The 18,928-nt window shown below is 45.4% G+C and carries 21 protein-coding genes and 1 pseudogene; 9 read left to right on the forward strand and 13 right to left on the reverse strand.

Annotated elements, in window-relative coordinates; genetic code table 11:
* The 4 genes and pseudogenes from JGK22_RS21830 to JGK22_RS21845 all read left to right on the forward strand — a co-directional run.
* Positions 1 to 486 (forward strand): annotated as a pseudogene (locus JGK22_RS21830) (transposase); the annotation flags it as partial.
* Between the two features lie 46 nt (positions 487 to 532).
* On the forward strand, positions 533 to 1,417 hold the full coding sequence (locus JGK22_RS21835; RefSeq protein WP_325315380.1) for a DMT family transporter: 885 nt from the start codon (positions 533 to 535) through the stop codon (positions 1,415 to 1,417).
* A 117-nt stretch (positions 1,418 to 1,534) separates the two neighbouring features.
* Positions 1,535 to 2,560, forward strand: a complete 1,026-nt coding sequence (locus JGK22_RS21840; RefSeq protein ID WP_293199385.1) for a fused MFS/spermidine synthase — start codon at positions 1,535 to 1,537, stop codon at positions 2,558 to 2,560.
* A 290-nt stretch (positions 2,561 to 2,850) separates the two neighbouring features.
* On the forward strand, positions 2,851 to 4,074 hold the full coding sequence (locus tag JGK22_RS21845; protein ID WP_293313649.1) for a transposase: 1,224 nt from the start codon (positions 2,851 to 2,853) through the stop codon (positions 4,072 to 4,074).
* A 311-nt stretch (positions 4,075 to 4,385) separates the two neighbouring features.
* Here JGK22_RS21845 and JGK22_RS21850 read toward each other — a convergent pair whose 3' ends face one another.
* The 3 genes from JGK22_RS21850 to JGK22_RS21860 form a co-directional block, all read right to left on the reverse strand.
* Entirely contained in the window at positions 4,386 to 4,814 is a 429-nt protein-coding gene (locus JGK22_RS21850; RefSeq protein ID WP_293181806.1) for a heavy metal-responsive transcriptional regulator, read from the reverse strand.
* 116 nt (positions 4,815 to 4,930) lie between these two features.
* Entirely contained in the window at positions 4,931 to 5,227 is a 297-nt protein-coding gene (locus JGK22_RS21855) for a hypothetical protein (RefSeq protein ID WP_293181807.1), read from the reverse strand.
* Between the two features lie 507 nt (positions 5,228 to 5,734).
* Complete coding sequence (locus JGK22_RS21860; RefSeq protein WP_194065476.1) at positions 5,735 to 5,905, reverse strand: hypothetical protein; 171 nt, start codon at positions 5,903 to 5,905, stop codon at positions 5,735 to 5,737.
* A gap of 165 nt (positions 5,906 to 6,070) precedes the next feature.
* On the opposite strand from JGK22_RS21860, the gene JGK22_RS21865 reads away from it, so the two are divergent.
* From JGK22_RS21865 to speA, 4 genes are all read left to right on the forward strand, one after another.
* Positions 6,071 to 6,661 carry a DUF3611 family protein gene (locus tag JGK22_RS21865; RefSeq protein WP_293313652.1) on the forward strand — a complete coding sequence of 197 codons (591 nt, stop codon included), beginning with the start codon at positions 6,071 to 6,073 and terminating at the stop codon, positions 6,659 to 6,661.
* A 378-nt stretch (positions 6,662 to 7,039) separates the two neighbouring features.
* Positions 7,040 to 8,182 (forward strand): helix-turn-helix domain-containing protein, encoded by a 1,143-nt coding sequence (locus JGK22_RS21870; RefSeq protein WP_293181811.1) that lies wholly within the window; start codon positions 7,040 to 7,042, stop codon positions 8,180 to 8,182.
* A 1-nt stretch (position 8,183) separates the two neighbouring features.
* The gene (locus JGK22_RS21875) at positions 8,184 to 8,432 is read left to right on the forward strand and encodes a hypothetical protein (RefSeq protein ID WP_293203312.1); all 249 of its coding nucleotides are present in this window, start codon (positions 8,184 to 8,186) and stop codon (positions 8,430 to 8,432) included.
* Positions 8,433 to 8,593: 161 nt separating this feature from the next.
* Entirely contained in the window at positions 8,594 to 10,603 is a 2,010-nt protein-coding gene (gene speA / locus JGK22_RS21880; protein ID WP_293197431.1) for a biosynthetic arginine decarboxylase, read from the forward strand.
* A 301-nt stretch (positions 10,604 to 10,904) separates the two neighbouring features.
* On the opposite strand, the gene JGK22_RS21885 is transcribed toward speA, so the two are convergent.
* The 4 genes from JGK22_RS21885 to JGK22_RS21900 form a co-directional block, all read right to left on the reverse strand.
* Positions 10,905 to 12,068: an NDP-sugar synthase gene (locus JGK22_RS21885; RefSeq protein ID WP_293181817.1), complete on the reverse strand. Its 1,164-nt coding sequence runs from the start codon at positions 12,066 to 12,068 to the stop codon at positions 10,905 to 10,907.
* Positions 12,069 to 12,511: 443 nt separating this feature from the next.
* Positions 12,512 to 13,324, reverse strand: coding sequence for a segregation/condensation protein A (locus tag JGK22_RS21890; RefSeq protein ID WP_293191638.1), 813 nt, complete (start codon positions 13,322 to 13,324; stop codon positions 12,512 to 12,514).
* Positions 13,325 to 13,415: 91 nt separating this feature from the next.
* Positions 13,416 to 13,574: a hypothetical protein gene (locus JGK22_RS21895; RefSeq protein ID WP_293181821.1), complete on the reverse strand. Its 159-nt coding sequence runs from the start codon at positions 13,572 to 13,574 to the stop codon at positions 13,416 to 13,418.
* Between the two features lie 110 nt (positions 13,575 to 13,684).
* Complete coding sequence (locus tag JGK22_RS21900; RefSeq protein ID WP_293153976.1) at positions 13,685 to 14,059, reverse strand: LapA family protein; 375 nt, start codon at positions 14,057 to 14,059, stop codon at positions 13,685 to 13,687.
* Between the two features lie 48 nt (positions 14,060 to 14,107).
* On the opposite strand from JGK22_RS21900, the gene JGK22_RS21905 reads away from it, so the two are divergent.
* Positions 14,108 to 14,290 carry a hypothetical protein gene (locus JGK22_RS21905; RefSeq protein WP_293181824.1) on the forward strand — a complete coding sequence of 61 codons (183 nt, stop codon included), beginning with the start codon at positions 14,108 to 14,110 and terminating at the stop codon, positions 14,288 to 14,290.
* Here JGK22_RS21905 and JGK22_RS21910 read toward each other — a convergent pair.
* The 6 genes from JGK22_RS21910 to JGK22_RS21935 form a co-directional block, all read right to left on the reverse strand.
* The gene (locus JGK22_RS21910) at positions 14,287 to 15,114 is read right to left on the reverse strand and encodes a DUF3153 domain-containing protein (protein ID WP_293181826.1); all 828 of its coding nucleotides are present in this window, start codon (positions 15,112 to 15,114) and stop codon (positions 14,287 to 14,289) included. The two genes, JGK22_RS21905 and JGK22_RS21910, sit on opposite strands and share 4 nt — an antisense overlap.
* 320 nt (positions 15,115 to 15,434) lie before the next feature.
* Entirely contained in the window at positions 15,435 to 16,739 is a 1,305-nt protein-coding gene (locus tag JGK22_RS21915) for a TldD/PmbA family protein (RefSeq protein ID WP_293218500.1), read from the reverse strand.
* A gap of 173 nt (positions 16,740 to 16,912) precedes the next feature.
* Positions 16,913 to 17,071: a hypothetical protein gene (locus JGK22_RS21920; protein ID WP_293181830.1), complete on the reverse strand. Its 159-nt coding sequence runs from the start codon at positions 17,069 to 17,071 to the stop codon at positions 16,913 to 16,915.
* Positions 17,072 to 17,286: 215 nt separating this feature from the next.
* Positions 17,287 to 17,892 carry a hypothetical protein gene (locus JGK22_RS21925; protein WP_293181832.1) on the reverse strand — a complete coding sequence of 202 codons (606 nt, stop codon included), beginning with the start codon at positions 17,890 to 17,892 and terminating at the stop codon, positions 17,287 to 17,289.
* 92 nt (positions 17,893 to 17,984) lie between these two features.
* Positions 17,985 to 18,506, reverse strand: a complete 522-nt coding sequence (locus tag JGK22_RS21930; RefSeq protein WP_293181957.1) for a tetratricopeptide repeat protein — start codon at positions 18,504 to 18,506, stop codon at positions 17,985 to 17,987.
* A gap of 48 nt (positions 18,507 to 18,554) precedes the next feature.
* On the reverse strand, positions 18,555 to 18,914 hold the full coding sequence (locus JGK22_RS21935) for a single-stranded DNA-binding protein (protein WP_293181834.1): 360 nt from the start codon (positions 18,912 to 18,914) through the stop codon (positions 18,555 to 18,557).
* Between the last annotated feature and the right edge of the window lie 14 nt (positions 18,915 to 18,928).

Below are 18,928 nucleotides of genomic sequence, written 5' to 3' on the forward strand. Positions count from 1 at the left end.
AAGATTCTAAAAGAAGGAATGTAACTCGCATTAAAATTGCCAAGTTACACAATCGAATTGCCGACACCCGCCAAGACTTCCTACACAAATTGTCAACCACAATAGTCAACGAAAACCAAGTAATTATTTTGGAAGATTTGAACGTGTCGGGGATGGTCAAGAATCGTAAACTTGCCAGGGCAATTAGTCTGCAAGGATGGAGAGAATTCAGGACTCTTTGTGAGGGTAAGTCTGAGAAATTTGGCAGGGAATTCAAGGTAATTAGTAGATGGGAACCGACTAGCCAAATCTGTGCAGATTGTGGATTCAAATTGGGCAAGATTGATTTATCTATTCGATCGCGTGCTTTGCGTCAGTTGCGGTGTTGAGCAAGATAGAGATGAAAATGCTGCTAGGAATATAGAAATGGTCGGCATGGGGCATCGGCACGACCTTAAATGTACGCGGAGACAGAGTAAGACTATGAAAGGTAGCATCAGTCGATGAGCGCGTTTACGCCGGGGAGTATGTCAAAACTAAAATCTAAAATCACATGAATTTTATCGGTGAAATCGCGGCTTTAGGTGCTGCATTTGTCTGGGCTCTATCTTCCACAATCTGGCAGCGAGTCGGACAGCAAATCCCCGCAGTTGTACTAAACTTGCTCAAAGGTGCGATCGCCCTGGTCATGCTTCTTACCACGATAATAATCTTAGGCAAATCCTTACCATCCGTAAACCCGAATATTTTAGCAATGCTGCTCATCAGCGGCGCCCTAGGAATTGGCATCGGAGACACCGCTTTCTTTATCGTATTAAAATATTTAGGCGCGAGGCGAGCGCTGCTTTTAGAAACCCTATCTCCCCCTTTGACAGCTTTATTCGGCTTGATATTTTTGCAAGAAAAGCTATCGCCTATTGCTTGTACAGGCATTCTTTTAACAATCTGCGGCGTAGCTTGGGTGATTGCCGAACGAACAGCCGAAACCACCTTACCATCAAAACATCTTTGGCAAGGATTAGGCATTAGTTTATTAGGACAAACAGCCCACGCAGCCGGAGCAGTTTTATCCCGCGCCGCCTTCGCTCAAATAGATATCGATCCCTTGTGGACAGCGGCCTTACGTTTGAGCGGAGGTATGGCAGTCATGCTGTGCTTTCTCAACCCCACAAACCTTGGCACTTTCCAACAATTAAAAGCGCCAAAAATATTAGGTGCAATAATTTTAGCAGCTTTTTTGGGAACCTATCTCGGAATTTTCCTGCAACAGACTTCCTTGAAATATGCACCCGCAGCCATCGCTCAAGCACTTAGTTCTACAAGTCCCCTGTTTATACTGCCTCTAGCCGTACTCGCGGGCGAAAAGGTTAGTCTCCGGGCTGTTGTGGGTGTGGTTTGTGCGATCGGCGGAATCGCGCTATTATTGGGATTGAGGTGATTCGATTTTAGATTTTAGATTTGATATAAGTTCTCAACAATAATGAAACTATACGTCAGATCCCAACCACGATTTTAGTCATCAATTTTTAATCTCAAACGTCTAATTTAGAATACTATGAATTATGATGCAGGCAAGCAAAACAATAATTATACCAATTTTCAACGAAATAACAGTATTCTTGTCCCCCCCCTTAGCAAGGGGGGGCTAGGGGGGGTCGAAGAGTGTTGCACAATTTTAGATAATTGGTATTATTTAGCAATTGCCAACCAACAGATTGACTGGCTTAAAAAACAGCCAGATGGCATTATATTTCAGCAAGATTCCGGCGACAGCATTGTAGCAATCAAAAAAGATAAATCATGCTTACTCCTGGTTTTGGTAGACAGAGAAACTTTGAGTACAAGTGTAGCTCAATCAATCCTCGACCTCAACAATCCACTTAAATTAATATTTCCATATTCCCAAGCAATGCTGTTAGCATTACTCTGGAAAACTCAACCAAAAAATATCTATATAATCGGTTTTGGGGGTGGCACTCTTCCCAGAATTTTGCATCACTATTTCCCTAACGCGATAGTCGAATCTGCTGACATAGACGCAACAGTTGTCGAAGTTGCTCAAAAGTTTTTTGGCATTCAATTTAATGACAGACTAAAAGTAGCCATTCAAGATGGTCGTCAATATCTTGCCGAACAAAATCCCACCATAAAAAATGATATAATTATTGTGGATGCTGGTTTTGGCAGCGGCTATATGCCCTATCCATTGGTCACACAAGAATTTTACCAACTCTGCAAAACGCACTTGTCAAATACGGGCGTTGTAGCTATCCACCTATTCCACAAACAAGAGTTTAATGCGGCGGCGGTTAAAACAATTCAAAGTGTGTTCGCACAAGTTTATATCTGCAATTTAGATGCTGGTAACAGTATAGCGTTCGCGACTAATGCTCCAGATTTAGCTAGAAATGAAATCTTCTTGAAAGCCGAACTTATTCAAGATTTCCACAATTTAGAATTTTCCTTAATAGAAATGTCGTTTCAGCTCAAAACATTAGCGGAATTGCCGGAATGGCTGAAAATTTGGGAAACGCTACCAATTTTTACAGATGCTGCAATGCCGAGGGAATATTTGGACTGATCGCAATATTATACTAAGCATGAAAATTTCTGGCTACAACACCAAATTTAAGTAGAGTTAAATGGATGGTTGTGTTCTCAAAGATTCTCGGTTGTGCGTCGCGATGAGATTTTTTCTCTTTTTTGAGGATTAGCAGTGGCGACGCACCCTACAGATACTGTTGCATTGATTGTTGAAATTGGTATTGTAAAACTTCATTGAGTTTATAAGCAATTATAAACAATAATGGTATTATATTGTTGAGAATGTTGAACAAGGAATACGCATAGCCCAAAAAACGGAAGTCTCAAATGCAACTAACAGAGAGGCACATCATTAAATCAACGGAACACCGTTTCGCCGAAATTGACGAACTAGCTTTCAAATCCAAAAATCTGTACAATGCTGCTAACTACGTCATTCGTCATAACTTTATCTATGGATGGGGCTACGTTAATTACAACGAGATGAACCGATTGATGAAGTCTCATCAAGCCTACAAGGCTTTACCTGCTAAAGTAAGCCAGCAAATCTTGATGGTTCTAGATCAGAATTGGAAATCGTTTTTTGAAGCCGTTAAAGGTTATAAAGCCGATTCTTCAAAATTCACGGGTCGCCCGAAATTGCCAAAGTACAAAGACAAGACCAAAGGGCGAAACCTTCTCGTCTACACGATTCAAGCGATTAGTAGTAAACAGTTGAAGAAAGGAATCGTTAAACTTTCGGGTACTGAACTTTTAATCAAAACCAAAGTCGATCCCGATCGAATTTGTCAAGTTAGGTTGGTTCCGAAATGTGATTCTTATGTAATTGAGGTAATTTATGATGCTTGTACTGAGCATAGTCGAAGTGAACCGGAGTCCACCGCCTCATATAACGACTTTGCAGCCGGTGTTGATTTGGGGCTGAATAATTTAGTGGCGCTAACTTCAAATCAACCGGGATTTATCCCGCTGTTGATTAACGGGCGGACATTGAAATCGATCAATCAGTTCTATAACAAGCGCTCATCGCGATTACAATCCCAATTGAAAGGGAGGCGCAAAACTTCACCTCGGATTCAACGCTTAACTCGCTGTCGCAATCAAAAAGTAGACAATTATTTGCATCATACGAGTCGCAGGATTGTTGATATTTTGGTCGCGCAACGAATTGGAACGTTAGTAATTGGCAAAAACGCACAGTGGAAAACCGATATCAACCTCGGAAAACAGACCAACCAAAACTTTGTCAGCATTCCTCACGCTCGATTAATTGAGATGCTAGAATACAAAGGTTTTTTGGTTGGAATCAAGGTAATCGTGCAGGAGGAATCTTTTACCTCCAAAGCCAATTTCTTGGGCTTAGATCCAATTCCTGTTTACGGAAAAACAAAAACAGAACCTGTATTTACCGGAAAACGGATTCTCAGAAAAGCAATCCCAAATGCGTTCGGCGATGGGATAGCGAGCTGCGTAGTTCAGCCGAGGCGGGTCAATCCGCTTAAAGTGAAAGTGAAGGGGGAGGGACTTGAAGCCTCCCATGTCTATAAATGACTATACTTTTACCAGCTATTAAACCAACTACTTGACAGTGCAATGGTAATAGTGTATTATGTAAGTAGTACACATATAATAAAAACATGAGACTAAAAAGTTGGGAGTCTCCCCGCAACGAGGGCAGAAACTCTAAAGGCAAAGGTGGCTCGGCCAGAGCTAGACAGCTCAAAAAGCAACAGCAAACTCTCCGAAAAAAGTTAAAAGCTCAGCACGATCGCCCAAACGATCGCCCACCAAACCACAAACCAAACCACAAAGGGAAGGAAACCGATAATTCCTTCCCTTTTTTTGTATCTTTCTGCCGTTGCTCAATCCCGCTGAATGTTCGGACAAATGGTGCGAGTAATACACTCCGGCGAGGGTTTCTCTTGCCAGCGGTTGAGAATTCCTTGCAATTCTCCTTTCAAAGTTTCTAACGCTGCAATTTGCCCGGAAATTGCCTCAACCTTGGCCGTTAGATGCTGCTTCGCTTCAGAGCAAGGCAACTCTCCCCGATCGCGAACTTGTAAAATATCCTTAATCTCCTGAAGGCTCAAACCCAGAGCCTGAGATCGTTTAATAAACGCCAACCTGTTGAATACCGCTTCCCCAAACAAGCGATAACCAGCCGGCGATCGCTCTACCGCCGGAGACAGCAGGCCCATTTCGTCATAGTAACGAACAGTTTTCACCGATAAACCGCTACAACCCGCTACAGAGCCAATTTTGTACAGTTTCTCGGCAACAGTAATATTCATACAGCAAGCCTCAAAGATCGAAGATCGAAAGACTTTTTTGATCCTATGTTTAGTAATGCCTCAGATGCAGAGTGGCGCGATCGCCACCTCACCCCCGTCGCCGTTGCGCGCTAATCTTAATAAGGAGGATTTTTCTTAGACACGTTGTTGAGCGTGGGCAACTGAGGTCGAGAAGACTGAGGAGGAAGATAGTATTCGGCAGCAGGGGCGGGTTGTTCGGCTTCAGAGCGGTAAACTTGCCACCAACGGAGACCCATCGCTACCCCAGCAGTACCCAGTCCAAAAGCCAATAAAGAGCCGCTCGCACCAATGCTGCCGATGGCTGCATCGACAACGCCCACTGTTATAACAAAGCTGGTAATTGGCTCTCTACGGTAAGCTGACTTCAAAAGTCGCGTCCACGAAGCATTCATGTGGTTTTACTCTGTTCTATATTTATCTAAAATCTCTAAAACTTAGAGTTGGCGGTGCGATCGGGATTTCTAGCTTTGAAACTAGCTTCACCTCAATTAATCTTCTCGCCTGTCGCGAATTGTACGGGAGCGAGGCCAAATTGCCAAGCTTGCCCAATCAAAATTTCATCCGACATACAAACCCAAAGCTAGCTCTTGCATTGTCTAAACCGATGTTTCTCGATCGACAAGTCGTTGGGCTTGTTCCTAATTAATATTCTAATCAATTCGCGAAGTGGTCGCGGTCAGCAGGGTGACACCCTTGCGAGTGACAGTCCAGACAAAGTGTGAGGTTCACCCGCCTAAAAACGGGTACAAGCCCTCAACGCTCGCTTAGGGTCAATCCCCCAATTTTAGAATCCTGTTCGTTTTCCCAGATGAATCTGTGGCATCAAATCTAAAATCGTTCGACGCTCGCGCTAGCCGAAGTCTAAAATCTAAAATCGACTGACCGCGCCCTTGCTAAAATTAGTTGAGACCTAACCAGGCCAGCAACCCCTGCCCTGTGACATACTCGATAATTAAAGTTAGGGAAAAACCGATCATCGCGGCTCGACCGTTCAGGCGTTCCGCGTAGCTGTTGAAGCCAAACTTTGGTTGTTCCAGTTTGGGAGTGACGGTAGGTTGTAGTTGTGTCATTGCTTTGGATACCTTGCGATCGACGCTATTCAAATGTGAAATCGAATGTTAGTTACAAATCTTAAACATTTCTGCTTCCATTATAAGGAGGGTTAACCGCCATCAACCGTCCACGCTAAAAAAACTGTTGCCAATTAAAGCCACTCAATTATATCCGTTCAAAATATGACTAATCAGTTAGATAACGATAAGCTTCCGGTAGCCGCACAGCGAGTTGCCTTTGCCCTTCGGACAGCAGGCTGGGTGTGCTTCTGGGTGCAGTCAGTGCTGGCGGTGGTAGCGACGATTATTTTGCTCTTTGCCATCCCCTTTGCTATCCCGAGCGCCACTGCGCCTGGGAGTTCAACCAGTGCCGGCACCGGCGGCGGTGTCTTTTTTGCTCTTTGCGGGCTGGCCGTGCTCGGTTACAGCGTGTATCGCGCTTTCCGTTTCACCCGCTTGTCGAGAGAATTGCGATCGCCCGCCAACCCTGTTCGCCCCAAAAAAGCAGACACCATCAAACAAGTGCAGTTGACACTGATGAGCAACTTATCAGGAATGCTGCTGACGCTGATCGGTGCAGAAGCTATCAGCGGCACGCTTTTAGCCAAATCTTTAGCTCAGCCGCAAGCTTTGTTCGGTGCGGCAGTAGATTTCAGCAGATTTATTCAGCCTTTAGACATATTTGTGGTGCTAGCCAATACTCACGCGACTGTTGCCCACTTTGTCGGGATTATCGGTAGTCTTTGGTTGCTCGATCGCATCCACAAGCAATAGTTCAACAGTTGACAGTTGACAGTTGACAGTTGACAGTTGACAGTTGACAGTTGACAGTTGACAGTTGACAGTTTGAGAGTGACCTCTACCCTTAAGTCCGAGGATTGGAGCAATGAATAGTCTGATTTTAATTTCTTCCTCAAAGGCTTGGGGCTTTCAACCAATTCTTTCTGGTAATTGGTAATTGGTAATTGGTAATTGGTAATTGAGAATTGGTCTTCTCTCCCCCTCTCCCCCCTCTCCCCGTCTCCCCCTCTCCCCCTCTGCCACTATCCCACCTCCCGGACTATCCCACTATCCCCCAAGTGGCATCCGGAATCACTGCCAAGCTTTAGAAGAACGTACTCAGATACCTTCTAGCAAGACAACACAAACATCATGGCACTGAAACCCGAGGCTTATTTTGGGGTGACAGATCACGCAACTATTGAAATTTCTCAAGAAAGTTTTCGTTCTGTTCTCGGTCAAATAGAAGCTGAACTCCTCTGTAGCGACACCTACAGCCAAGCTCTAGCTAGCTTGCAAACCATGTTGGGCGAAGCAGCATCTGCTGCCGAAATTTTAATTAGAGCAGTTAGCAGAGAAGCAGTCAAGCTCGCATTCGATCGATTTGGCAAACCAAACAAAACGGAAATGCAAGTCGTCCAAGAGAGTGTCGCGGCTCCAAGTGACACCGCATCCTATGTTAGAGAAGAAGAGCCACCAGTACCTGCTCCTGTTTTCTATTGGCGCAGTGCTGCTGTGGAAGCTCCTGTTACAACAGAGTCCGAGACTGAAAATTGCGATCGAGATTCTAACACTTTAGAAGAAAACAAAGAAGCGCTCAAAGACGAAATTAAAGTCGATTCGGCTGCACCTGCAACTGTCATCGCCCCCGCTAAATCCTTCCCAGGGTTTGGTTTTCCCAAGAAGGAGAAAAAACTTACCAAGGAAGAGGAAGCAGCTTTAGCAGTTCAAGAGCGAGAAGAGTGCCTGCGGGAGTTGGGTAGAGAGTTGCGTAAGGGACGGCAAATTCGATCGCTATCCCTCCAGCAACTCCACAGTCAAACTCTCGTGCCGCTGCACCACATCGAAGCGATCGAAAATGGGGAAATCGACAAACTGCCCCAAGATATTTACGTTAGAGGTTTTATCCGCAGATTGGGCGACGCCTTAGGGCTAGACGGCACCGCGATGGCGAATGCTTTGCCAAAACCCGCTCCGAGTCCAATAATTCCCAGTACCTATTTGTCTGCTTCCAACTCCGACTCCGGCGAAGGCTTTCAAATGAGTCCGGTGCATTTGTACATCGGCTACACTGCTTTGATGGCTGGGGCGATAGGGGGTGTGGGTTGGTTGTCGCAGCAACCCGTTGTACCTGGGGCCAATGCAGTGGAGCCACAGGTGACACCGCCCGCTTCTGTTGCACCGTCTCCAAAAAGCCAAGAAAAAGCGCCTCAACCGGGCTTGAAGAAGTCTAAGAGTCACGGGGGCATGATTATGGGGGCTGACATGGCACCGCCGGAGGTGATTTTTGGTTAGAGTGCTACACGCGATTGCGATCGGTTGTCATTGGCAGGAGCGAAGCAATCGCAGTATCTTTTGTTGGCAGGGTTTTGCCGATCGAACTTTCTTGTCTAAATTGGACTGGGTGAGAGTGTGTCGGGCGATCGATCGTCCGACAAGACTCTTAGCGCAGTTGAACTCCCAAACAGAGTTTCGGAGTTCACCCACATGGGATACACAGCTTGAAGACATGAGTTGTGGAGAACAATCGCGGTTGAGATTTTAAGTTCAATCCCTCACCTTGAACTATCTGTGGAGTCAAAACTCAAAACTCAAATCTCAAATCGCTCAGCCTTGCACCCAAAGTGAATTTTCAAGTACATCAGGAAACCCAATATGTGCGATAAACTATCTATTTGACCAGTCCTAAAAGAGGTTTCCGATAAGATGAGTTCACCAGCCACCGCTGCTTCCTCCGATATCGAGCCGCTATCGACTCAGGCACAAACAGTCACGAGTTTGACTGTATCGCACAGTGCTTTGGTAGCTGCTGCTCAAGTGCCACAAAAATCTTGGACAATAGAAGATAGCGAGAAACTGTACCGAATTCAAGGTTGGGGCGAACCCTATTTTTCGATTAATGCCGCCGGTCACGTTACAGTCTCTCCCAAGGGCGATCGCGGCGGTTCCCTCGACTTGTGCGAACTGGTAGAATCGCTCAAGCAGCGAAATTTGGCTTTGCCGCTGCTAATTCGATTTTCTGATATTTTGGAAGACCGGATCGATCGCCTAAATTCCTGTTTTGCCAGAGCAATCGCCCGCTACAATTACAAAAATGTCTATCGCGGTGTTTTTCCAGTCAAATGCAACCAGCACCGACAATTAATTCAAGATTTGGTGCGTTTCGGTCAACCCCATCACTTCGGACTGGAAGCCGGATCGAAACCAGAATTAATGATTGCTTTGGCGACCTTAAAAACTCCAGGGGCTTTGTTAATTTGTAATGGTTATAAAGACCGCGAATACATAGAAACCGCGATTTTAGCGCAGCGGCTCGGTCAAACTTCGGTAATTGTACTGGAGCAAATTGAGGAAGTAGAACTCGCAATCACAGCGAGCAAAGCATTAGGAATTAAACCGATTTTGGGAGTGCGAGCCAAACTAACTACCAAAGGCGTTGGCCGCTGGGGAGGTTCCACGGGCGATCGGGCAAAATTTGGCTTGACAATTCCTGAAATTATCCGCGCAGTCAACGAACTAGAAAAAGCTGGAATGCTCGACTGTTTGCAGTTACTGCACTTCCACATCGGCTCTCAAATTTCCTCAATTAGCGTCATCAAAGATGCCATTCGAGAAGCCAGCCACATCTATGTAGAATTGGCTAAATTGGGAGCTAACATGAAATATTTGGACGTAGGGGGCGGGCTCGGCGTTGACTACGACGGCTCTAAAACCAACTTCCACGCTTCCAAAAACTACAATATGCAAAACTACGCCAACGACGTAGTAGCGGGAGTCAAAGATGCCTGTGACGAGCGGAAAATTCCTGTGCCAATTATCATTAGCGAAAGCGGGCGGGCGATCGCATCTCACCAATCAGTCCTAGTTTTTGACGTACTCGGAACTAGCGATGTCCCCAGAGAAGTACCAGAACCAGTAGACGAAAACGCCCACCAAATTCCGCGCAATCTCTACGAAATTTACCAATCTATCACTCCCGAAAATTACCAAGAAGTCTATCACGATGCTATCCAATTCAAGGAAGAAGCAGTCAGTTTATTTAACTTAGGCTATTTGGGAATTGCGGAACGGGCGAAAACCGAACAGTTGTACTGGGCTTGCTGCGATAAAATACAGACAATCGCGCGGCAAAAAGACTATGTATCGGAAGATTTGGAAGACTTAGAAAAGGTGATGGCGTCCATTTATTACATCAACTTATCTGTTTTCCAGTCAGTGCCAGACAGTTGGGCTATTAACCAATTGTTTCCTATTATGCCAATTAACCGGCTCGATGAAGAACCGACTCAGCGCGGTATTTTAGCAGATCTCACCTGCGACAGCGACGGCAAAATCGACCAATTTATTGATTTGCGAGATGTCAAGTCAGTTCTGGAACTGCATACAATCAAACCTGGAGAACCTTACTATTTAGCGCTGTTTTTGGGAGGTGCTTATCAAGAAATTATGGGCAACCTTCACAACTTATTCGGCGATGCAAATACGGTTCACATTCAGCTAACTCCTTCGGGATATCATATTGAACACGTTGTGAAGGGAGACACGATGAAAGAAGTTCTCAGCTACGTACAGTACGATGCAGAAAGTTTGGTTGAAAGCATCCGCCGTCAGACAGAATCAGCTTTGCAGCAAAATAAAATTACTCTTTCGGAGGCTCAACTTTTACTGCAAAATTATGAGCGGAGTCTCACCCAATATACTTATTTGCAGTCCTAATCAGTTGGCAGTTGGCAGTTGGCAGTTGGCAGTTGGCAGTTGGCATTAGTCATTAGTCATTAGGAGTGCTGTCTCCGCTCGCGAACCTCATCCAAGGTCATTAGTCATTAGTTGATAACTGATGACTAATGACTTATTAGGTAGAGTGCAAACGAAGAACTTTAGCAATTAGCAATTAGCAATTAGCAATTAGCAATTACCAATTAGCAATTACCAATTAGCAATTACCAATTAGCAATTACCAATTAGCAATTACCAATTACCAATTACCAATTACCAATTCCCAATTCCCAATTACCAATTAGTCAGCAGTGCTGAGAATATCTGCGATCGCCCGTCGCTCTTCTCCTAGTATATTTGGTAACACTTGACGGGCATCAGTAATCAGCCAATCGAGAGCCGCCGCTTGCAAATCGATCGCCGCCCCGGTTTTGTCAACGCAGTAGCGCCCGAACACCAGTTTGTCAACCAACCGCACCTCTGGCCCCAAACGGGAATACTCAAAGATCACGCTGTTTTCTACAGTCGCCCCGCTGCAAAGCCAACAATTCGGGCCGATCATTGTCGGGCCGACAATTTTGGCTCCGTCTTCAATTTTCGTCATCGCACCAATGTAAACAGGCCCGGTAATATCAACCTTGTCCCAGTTGACAGCTACATTCAAACCAGCGTAAACGCCGGGGCGCACTTCAATTCCTGGAATCGAAACATTTTTAATTTCTCCCAACAGCACGCTCTGAATTGCTCGCCAATAATCAGGAACTTTCCCGATATCCACCCACTCAAAGTCCATGCTAATTCCGTAAAAAGGCGCACCTGCTGCTACTAGGGCGGGAAATAACTGCGAACCGATATCATATTCCATATCATGGGGAATATAATTGAATATTTCCGGTTCAAAAATATAAATACCAGTGTTGATGTCGGTACTCAGAGCTTCCTCTACAGAAGGTTTTTCTTGGAAATCTTTAATTCTGCCAGAATCGTCTGTTACCACTACTCCGTAACTGGGAACCTCATCGCGGGGAACAGATTTCATTACAATAGTAGCGATCGCCCCTTTTTCTCGGTGCCACTTCACAGCAGCAGTCAAGTCCAAGTCAATCAAAGCGTCGCCGCACAGCACCACAAAAGTATCGTCAAAAAACGGTGAGAAGTCCTGAATTCGCCTCATACCGCCAGCCGAACCGACGGCTTCTCCAATCATTTGTCCGTCTTCAATTCGCCCTTCAAAAGAATAGCCAATTTGTACCCCAAACTTTTGACCGTCGCGGAAGTAGTTTTCAATTACGTCGGCCAAGTGGGAAACATTGACCATAATCTGGTCAAATCCGTGCTGGCGGAGCAATTCAACCAAAAACTCCATCACAGGCTTTTGCAGGATGGGAATCATCGGTTTTGGTGTCGTGTGAGTAATGGGACGGACGCGAGTGCCTTTACCGGCCGCCAGAATCATCGCTTTCATGATTAACTTCCTCAACCCTCTGTTAATTGATATCAACTCAACAATTAGATGCTAGCGGTTGCGACCTTTATCGATCGCAGCACCATCATAACCCCGCCCAAAAACGGGTATAATTTTCCGACGCGAGCGTTCGGATCGATTTCAAAATTTTAGACGCTAGTTCAAGCTCTCAGATTTACTGCGCTGCGAGTAAATCTAAAATCTAAAATCTAAAATCTAAAATCTAAAATCGACTGACCTGTTTATAGGCGATATCCTACCAGGCTATCAATCATTTATCCGGAATTTGCCTGGATTTAACCAACCAGGAATCAGAAATCAGAAATAATCTCAAGTCCGGTTGAATGTACCTAAAAGTCCTCTACAGGCAGGTTCGTCCGGAAGTCAAGAGTTCCAAGGACTGGTAAACCGGCCCCATAAGCCTATCTGATGCAGATCCAAGCTCAAAGCGCCCGGATTTTGAGGTCTTGGTAAAACTCCTCTTGAAGCAACTCTACTTTAGACTGAGCCGAGAGCAGCAACAACGCCCAAAAAACACCCACGCGGTCATAATTTGGTAAATGAACTTCCTCAGTCGATAGCGGGGGGTCGGGGTGGACAGATGAGTTAAAACCGTGATGGTGCCAGAGTTCCAGCAATTTGTCCAAGTCGAGCCAACCCTCATCAATTTCCTGGCCCCGTTCTGCCAGAAATCGATCGAGCTCGCTAGCAGTTTCCACGAGATTTTCTTGGTGAGCTAGCTCAAAGATAGCTTGGGCAGCTTGCGATCGCATTTTTGAAGTCGGGCGGCGCCGAGGAGCAACTGTCTGCTCCATTGCTGCTTTCATGAGCTGCAATTGCTCGATTAGTTCTGGGAGAGTTACCGGGCGTTTTTGTGGGAGTTGAGCTACACCGCGACGGCGCAGTTGTCGCTCCAGATGCTGCGGCAAATGTCGCCCTCCTGAGTGCTCTGTGTCTTCGAGGGCTGCTTCGTCCAATTCGGGATTCGGCGGGGGTTCACAGAGGACAATACTTTCTGCTTTGAGCAAAACCAGCATTGAAGCGTACAAAAACGCTTGGCCGGAGTGGGACAAATCGGAGAAATCCGAACTCTGATCGGCATCAGAGGCGTTGGTCAGCTTGCTCAAACATCGATCGAACACTTCAATTACCTTAACGTCCCAAGGATCGATTTCTCCCCGTTCTGCTAAATCAATTAAAATTGCGATCCCCTCAGAAATCGTTTCTAAACCATCTTGGTCTCTGGAAACAACCATTCGATTTTAGATTTTAGGTTTTAGATTTTAGATTTAGGGCTGATACACTCACCCGCCAATAAATCGGGTTTTTCAACCGAAATTGAGGGTTTTAATCAATCCAATAGGCTTGGGTTGTTCTCAGACAAACCGTATTAGTTTCTAGCCAACCGTGGGTACAGAAATGAGATTTGAGATTTTCCATCGCCACAAACCAGATAGAAACTGGGTGCATCTGAGTTTTGAAAATATGTTTGTAGGGGCGAAGCATGACCTCCGTGAATATGAGATTATAACTAATAACTTATATGCGGTCATGCTTCGCCCTCTTCTAAAGTGAGATGCACCCGAATAACTCAATTTAATTGCCAGATACATTATTTAACCAGCTTTGACCTCGGCTGCTGCTGTTCCTAAACTTGTCAGTTCTGCACTTTCTAACAAAGGTTGTTTTGCTTCTACTTCTGCTTTATAGCGTTCGATATCTTGTTGTAACTCCTGAATTTGCTGCTCTTTTTCGCGAACTTGGCGGATTTCTTGGCGAGAGGCGAGGGTTCGCTGCATTCTCGACCACAAACTGAACAGCCACGCTAAAACAGCTCCCAATCCTGTCGCTACAATTAGTTCTACGCACAGCGGGGCTTTAACTTGGACGCCTTTAATAATTTGAACGGTGGTCGGCTCTGTATTTTCGATGCTGAACAATACTAGAGCCAAGCAAATCAGAAAGATGAAGAAGAAATTTAGCGATCGCATTTTCTCTGTTCCTAATTCTCAATTTGGGTCAAGCAAATTCTTTGCTATTTGTCAACTAACTATTTTTTAGTAGATGCTGGCTGTTTGTTTAATAATATCAAGTCTGGTCAATTAATCATTGTATCCGGCGACTCAATTGATAAAAAATCCGATCGCATCTTGATGATTCTCCCTTGGATGACCAAAAGTTCAGTCATCCAACTGCGACCTCCAACTGAGAAACATATTTAGGCTTGACCGATGTTTTGCTGTTTTTTACCGATTAAGAGGGCTGGCAATATTTGATATTTTACAGCAATGCCCGCCGCCACAAATAAGGCAATAATCAGCGCCCCAATTCCTACGGGACTTGGAATCCAGAATGTCGCCTCCAAATAGTTAACTTCTCCAGGTTTCAGCTTCCACACTAACTGCTTTCCCTGCTGATAGCTTTGGGGAACCAGCGCACCGGCGACATTCGTTTCAATATTTTCGGCACCCCAAGGCGTGTTCAAGCTAAAGTCTAGCTCCAAAAGTCCCCCCGGATTCAGCAGAGGACTGCCGTTTGAGGAAACCAGAGCCAGAGAGCGCAAATCCAATTCCAAACTTAACCGATTTCGCAGCACCAATAACAAATTATTCTGCTTGACACTCAGGTGAGATTCAAACTTGGGCAAATCGGTTTCTAGGGGACTTGCGACGCGAGATTTGGCAGTTTGTGCGATCGGATTGTAAAATTGGTTGAACTTGTCTTCTAATTCCGCTCCATTATTGAATGGAATCGTCACTATAACTTCTCTCTCAGAAAGCCGTTTAGTTTTTCCGTCGAGCAATCTCGCCCGCTTTTCTACACTTTTCAACCAATCTCCAACTGTTTCGCTGCTGAAGCTTGTCAACCTTTCCCCCAGTTTAATGTGCTGCACCATTGCGCCGTGAGTTTGACTGTCAAAGTTGACTCCGACATCGTACTGAACGCATCCAGTCACTAAATTTAAAATGCAAAAAACCAAAGGTAAAAGAAAGAAAAAGTGCTTTTTCTTCTTCCCAGTTCCATCCTTGACATTTTGCTCTTTCATGGTACCTTTTTCCCTATTTTTTCCTATTTGCATGAATTAGCAAAGCCAGGTTTGTAGTGAGGACTTCAGTCCTTCTTGACTCAACTAAGATAAGAGGACTAAAGTCCTCACTACAAACCTATTTTATAGCAGTCGATTGGTGACAGAAACAGTTTTTTTGCAAAGCCAGGTTTGTAGTGAGGACTTCAGTCCTTCTTGACTCAACTAGGATAAGAGGACTAAAGTCCTCACTACAAACCTATTTTATAGCAGTCGATTGGTGACAGAAACAGTTTTTTTTGTGGCTGTGTCGGAGTCACCTGAAATTAACCGCACTGAACTTATTGCCTCGAAGCTACACCCAACTGTTGAAATAGCATACTCGGTAAATATGCTCCACCGCCTACCCATTCGGCTTCGCTGCTTAAATCTGCCAAATTTTTAAAGGCTTCAAAAATACTGCCTGCCACCATTGTATTCTTGACGCGACCGACAATTTTGCCTTTTTCTACTTTATAGCCTAAGTCCAAGTTGACAGAAAATTCGCCAGCTAACTGATTGGACTGACCGGCACCTAAAACTTGTTCTACTATGAGACCTTCATCCATGCTAGCAATCAAGTCTTGGGTGCTGGTGTTTCCTGGGGAAATGCAGAAGTTGGTCAAGTTTGGGCCCGGGCGAGACAATCCGCCACGAAAACCGTTGCCGGTTGATCGTACACCGGCGCGAGCAGCCCACCTGCGATCCCAATAAAATCCGGTGACAGTTCCTTTGTCAATTAAGACTTTGCGGGTGGTGGGGGTTCCTTCGTCGTCAAAGGGACAAGCAGATGGGCCCAAAGTGGGGTCTTCAAAAAAGGTGAAGCGTTCGTCAAATAAGGTTTCGCCGATTTTGTCGGCTAGGGGAGAGGCTTTTTGAACTACTGCTTGACCTGAAAGGATGGTATCAAAGAGGCCTCCGAGGGTGCTGGCGGCGGCTCTGGGGGTAAATAATACTGGGTAGGAACCGCTGGCGATGGTGGCTGAATGTTCGGCGAGGCGGTATTTTTCGAGGAGTGATTGCAGGATGCTGTTGGTGTCGAGGGGTCGATCGCGCGCTACGTCGTAACTGTATGCTTGCATAAAGTCTTCTCCTACTACCAAATTGCCTGCGATCGTCCCGCTGACTATTTGGCTGCTTCTTTCGGCATACACGTCTCGCGTCGTGGCAATTTTCACGCGGCCGTGGCGGACGTGAAAGCCGACATCTACCATAATATCGGGATTGTAGGCGTGGACTTGCTCGATGAGGTTTTTGCCATTTTCGACTAATTCGGCTGTTGTGGGCGGAGTATAGGTGGTTTCCGGGCCTTTTAGGTGGAAGTCGGAAGCCAGTTCAAATTCTGCGGGGTCGCCGATTTCGGCGGTTTGAATGGCTGCATCGACTAAATCGTCTATCCGGGTTAAATCGGTGGAACTAGCAAAGCCGATTTTGCCATTGTAAATCAGCCGGAGTGCTACGCCTCGGAGGGCTTTGGTTTGGAGGGATTTGAGGCGATTGTTCTCAAATTCGATCGGCGTGTCTTGACTGGACAGATAGTATACTTCAGCGGCATCCGCTCGCTGACTTGCCAATTTCAAAATCTGCTCTATGGTTGAATCGCTCACAATAATCGCCTTTCTGGTTTGGTCTTTATTTTATTTTAGCGATTTTGGGTGTGGCCAGAAACCGGGTTTCTAAATCCCGCACGCCTAGTCGAAGAAACCGGGTTTCTACGAGATTTTACGCATCCTCACGAGATATTCGCGAGAAACCGGGTTTCTAAATCGCGCGCGCAAACTTACGATCGATCTCCAGCCATCTGCTGAACTCTAGCAATAATTTCGTTCACTGTCTCCACGTCGGGCGATCGCAAATGCTGTAAAATCTCCAAAGATTGCTGTAAATAATTGAAAGCTTGGTCAAAATATCCCTGCTTTGCTAACAACTGTCCAAGCATTGCGAAAGTAGCAGTTGTTCCTTGCAAAAACTTAGAAACCGGGTTTTTCGCGAATCTACCGGCTACAGCGAAGTATTGTCAGAAAATTCTGGTTTCTGGACATCCACGCGTCAAAACTTAGAAATTGGGTTTTTCGCGAATCTGTCGGCTACAGCGAAGTATTAGATAAAAACCAGGTTTCTCGATACCCGCGCGTCAAGCCGAAGTTCATTCCTCTATAATTGTAATTCGCACTGTTGAAAAACATAGTTAACCGCTGCAAACAGTCGCTCTAAGTCCTGAATTGTATAGAAAACTTTATTTTGAGTAAACATTTCTAATTTGAGCTTGCCAAATTGCCACATTGCCCCATTAGAAACAATCCCAAAGATAGTTTGTTCTGGTTCATTGTTCAGTCGCTGCACAGCGATCGTTGCTGCTAAACACTGCCCCCATCCTTCATCAAAGGCGCTCTCTTTCTTGGCTTCAACTAAGATGAAATAGGGCTTATCAAAAACTACTGTCCCAAGGCTGGAGCGCTTTGCCAATATATAATCTGGAATCCCTGACAAATTTTCATTGTAGACTAAGGTTTGGTGACTCCAGAGGAGGAAATTACTGCGATAAATTTTCCAAACTTCTTTCAAAACAGGATAAATGATATTTTCACAAATGGCGATTTCCGAGTTGTCAAATACTCCCTCATTGAAAATCAGTTCTAATTCATTCCGAAAAATGTCGCTGACTGCAAATTCTGTTTCGACAATGAAGTTATCCCGCAGGTAATTAATCTGGAATTCCTTGGCGACGGCGCTGATGCTTTTATAACTGCTAAAAGGCATTGCTTAACTTATCTGAATAACGTAAAACGTTCTTGTGTTAGCTCCCCAACCTCTTAAAGAAGTCGCGCAGCTCGCCTTCACAAATCAAATGATTAATAATTGATAAATAAGCCACCTAAAATCAAAACTATCGCAATTAACGCCACCCAGATAAACCTGTTATCTTTCGTATTAACTTGGCTCAAATCTACAGGTTCGGCTACAACTGGCTTGGGTTTGGCGTACTTGATATCAGCGTTCGGATTGGCTTGAAAATTGATTGATTTATTTTCATCCAAAGCTGCTAAATCGGGAATTTTTACTGTCCATTCGTCAGGGATACTGAGTTTGGGGGCTTCGAGAATGAATAGCAGGCGCTTTGCTTGTTGGCGGGTTTCTTGGCGGGGATGGCGGGTGAGTTTGCGGCAAAGCTCGATCGCCCTTTCTGTGTCGCCAGAGGCTTCGTAGGCTGTCACCAGCCACATCTGCACCTCGCCACCTAGTCGGGAAGTGCGATCGACCAAACCTGTCGCTGTTTCTAAACTTTGGATAGCTTGACCGTAGCGGCCGCTCTCAAAAGCTACTCGACCAGCTTGGTACTCAGTTTCAACTATTTCTAACTTTTCTGAAGTCACCAGCGCCCACCCAATTGACAAATATTATTTTACCAAATTCCCCAAACCCTAGAATTCGCTGTTGTTTGACGACATACCGGACTCGTTGTCACGCTTGGAACCCAGTAAGTCTAACTGGTCTACTCTGATGACAGGCATCGATCGATTTGCTCCGGTGCTCCGATCTTGCCAGCGATCGAACTTCAAAGAGCCTGTTACCCCTATTTGAGCACCTTTGCGAACGTAGTCAGCAGCAATTTGGGCTGTTTTTCCCCAGATTTCGAGGGTAAACCAGTCTGGTTCGTCGGTCTTGGTCGATCGCCTCCTCACTGCTAGCGTCAACTTGCACTTAACTGTACCAGACTCAAAATACTTCACGTCCGGGTCGCCACCGACGCGGCCGACCAAAGTCACAACATTAAGACTCATAAATTTTTTCGGGA

Origin of the sequence: Microcoleus sp. PH2017_08_TRC_O_A (genome assembly GCF_020738665.1) — a bacterium.
Lineage (GTDB): Bacteria > Cyanobacteriota > Cyanobacteriia > Cyanobacteriales > Microcoleaceae > Microcoleus.

Coding starts and splice junctions, on each gene's coding strand:
- JGK22_RS21845 (WP_293313649.1), top strand. CDS start 2,851: ATGCAACTAACAGAGAGGCACATCATTAAATCAACGGAACACCGTTTC.
- JGK22_RS21900 (WP_293153976.1), bottom strand. CDS start 14,059: ATGCGATCGCTAAATTTCTTCTTCATCTTTCTGATTTGCTTGGCTCTA.
- JGK22_RS21855 (WP_293181807.1), bottom strand. CDS start 5,227: ATGAATGCTTCGTGGACGCGACTTTTGAAGTCAGCTTACCGTAGAGAG.
- JGK22_RS21860 (WP_194065476.1), bottom strand. CDS start 5,905: ATGACACAACTACAACCTACCGTCACTCCCAAACTGGAACAACCAAAG.
- JGK22_RS21865 (WP_293313652.1), top strand. CDS start 6,071: ATGACTAATCAGTTAGATAACGATAAGCTTCCGGTAGCCGCACAGCGA.
- JGK22_RS21925 (WP_293181832.1), bottom strand. CDS start 17,892: ATGCCTTTTAGCAGTTATAAAAGCATCAGCGCCGTCGCCAAGGAATTC.
- JGK22_RS21870 (WP_293181811.1), top strand. CDS start 7,040: ATGGCACTGAAACCCGAGGCTTATTTTGGGGTGACAGATCACGCAACT.
- JGK22_RS21840 (WP_293199385.1), top strand. CDS start 1,535: ATGAATTATGATGCAGGCAAGCAAAACAATAATTATACCAATTTTCAA.
- JGK22_RS21835 (WP_325315380.1), top strand. CDS start 533: ATGAATTTTATCGGTGAAATCGCGGCTTTAGGTGCTGCATTTGTCTGG.
- JGK22_RS21850 (WP_293181806.1), bottom strand. CDS start 4,814: ATGAATATTACTGTTGCCGAGAAACTGTACAAAATTGGCTCTGTAGCG.
- JGK22_RS21885 (WP_293181817.1), bottom strand. CDS start 12,068: ATGAAAGCGATGATTCTGGCGGCCGGTAAAGGCACTCGCGTCCGTCCC.
- speA (WP_293197431.1), top strand. CDS start 8,594: ATGAGTTCACCAGCCACCGCTGCTTCCTCCGATATCGAGCCGCTATCG.
- JGK22_RS21920 (WP_293181830.1), bottom strand. CDS start 17,071: ATGCTTGGACAGTTGTTAGCAAAGCAGGGATATTTTGACCAAGCTTTC.
- JGK22_RS21890 (WP_293191638.1), bottom strand. CDS start 13,324: ATGGTTGTTTCCAGAGACCAAGATGGTTTAGAAACGATTTCTGAGGGG.
- JGK22_RS21935 (WP_293181834.1), bottom strand. CDS start 18,914: ATGAGTCTTAATGTTGTGACTTTGGTCGGCCGCGTCGGTGGCGACCCG.
- JGK22_RS21910 (WP_293181826.1), bottom strand. CDS start 15,114: ATGAAAGAGCAAAATGTCAAGGATGGAACTGGGAAGAAGAAAAAGCAC.
- JGK22_RS21895 (WP_293181821.1), bottom strand. CDS start 13,574: ATGCTTCGCCCCTACAAACATATTTTCAAAACTCAGATGCACCCAGTT.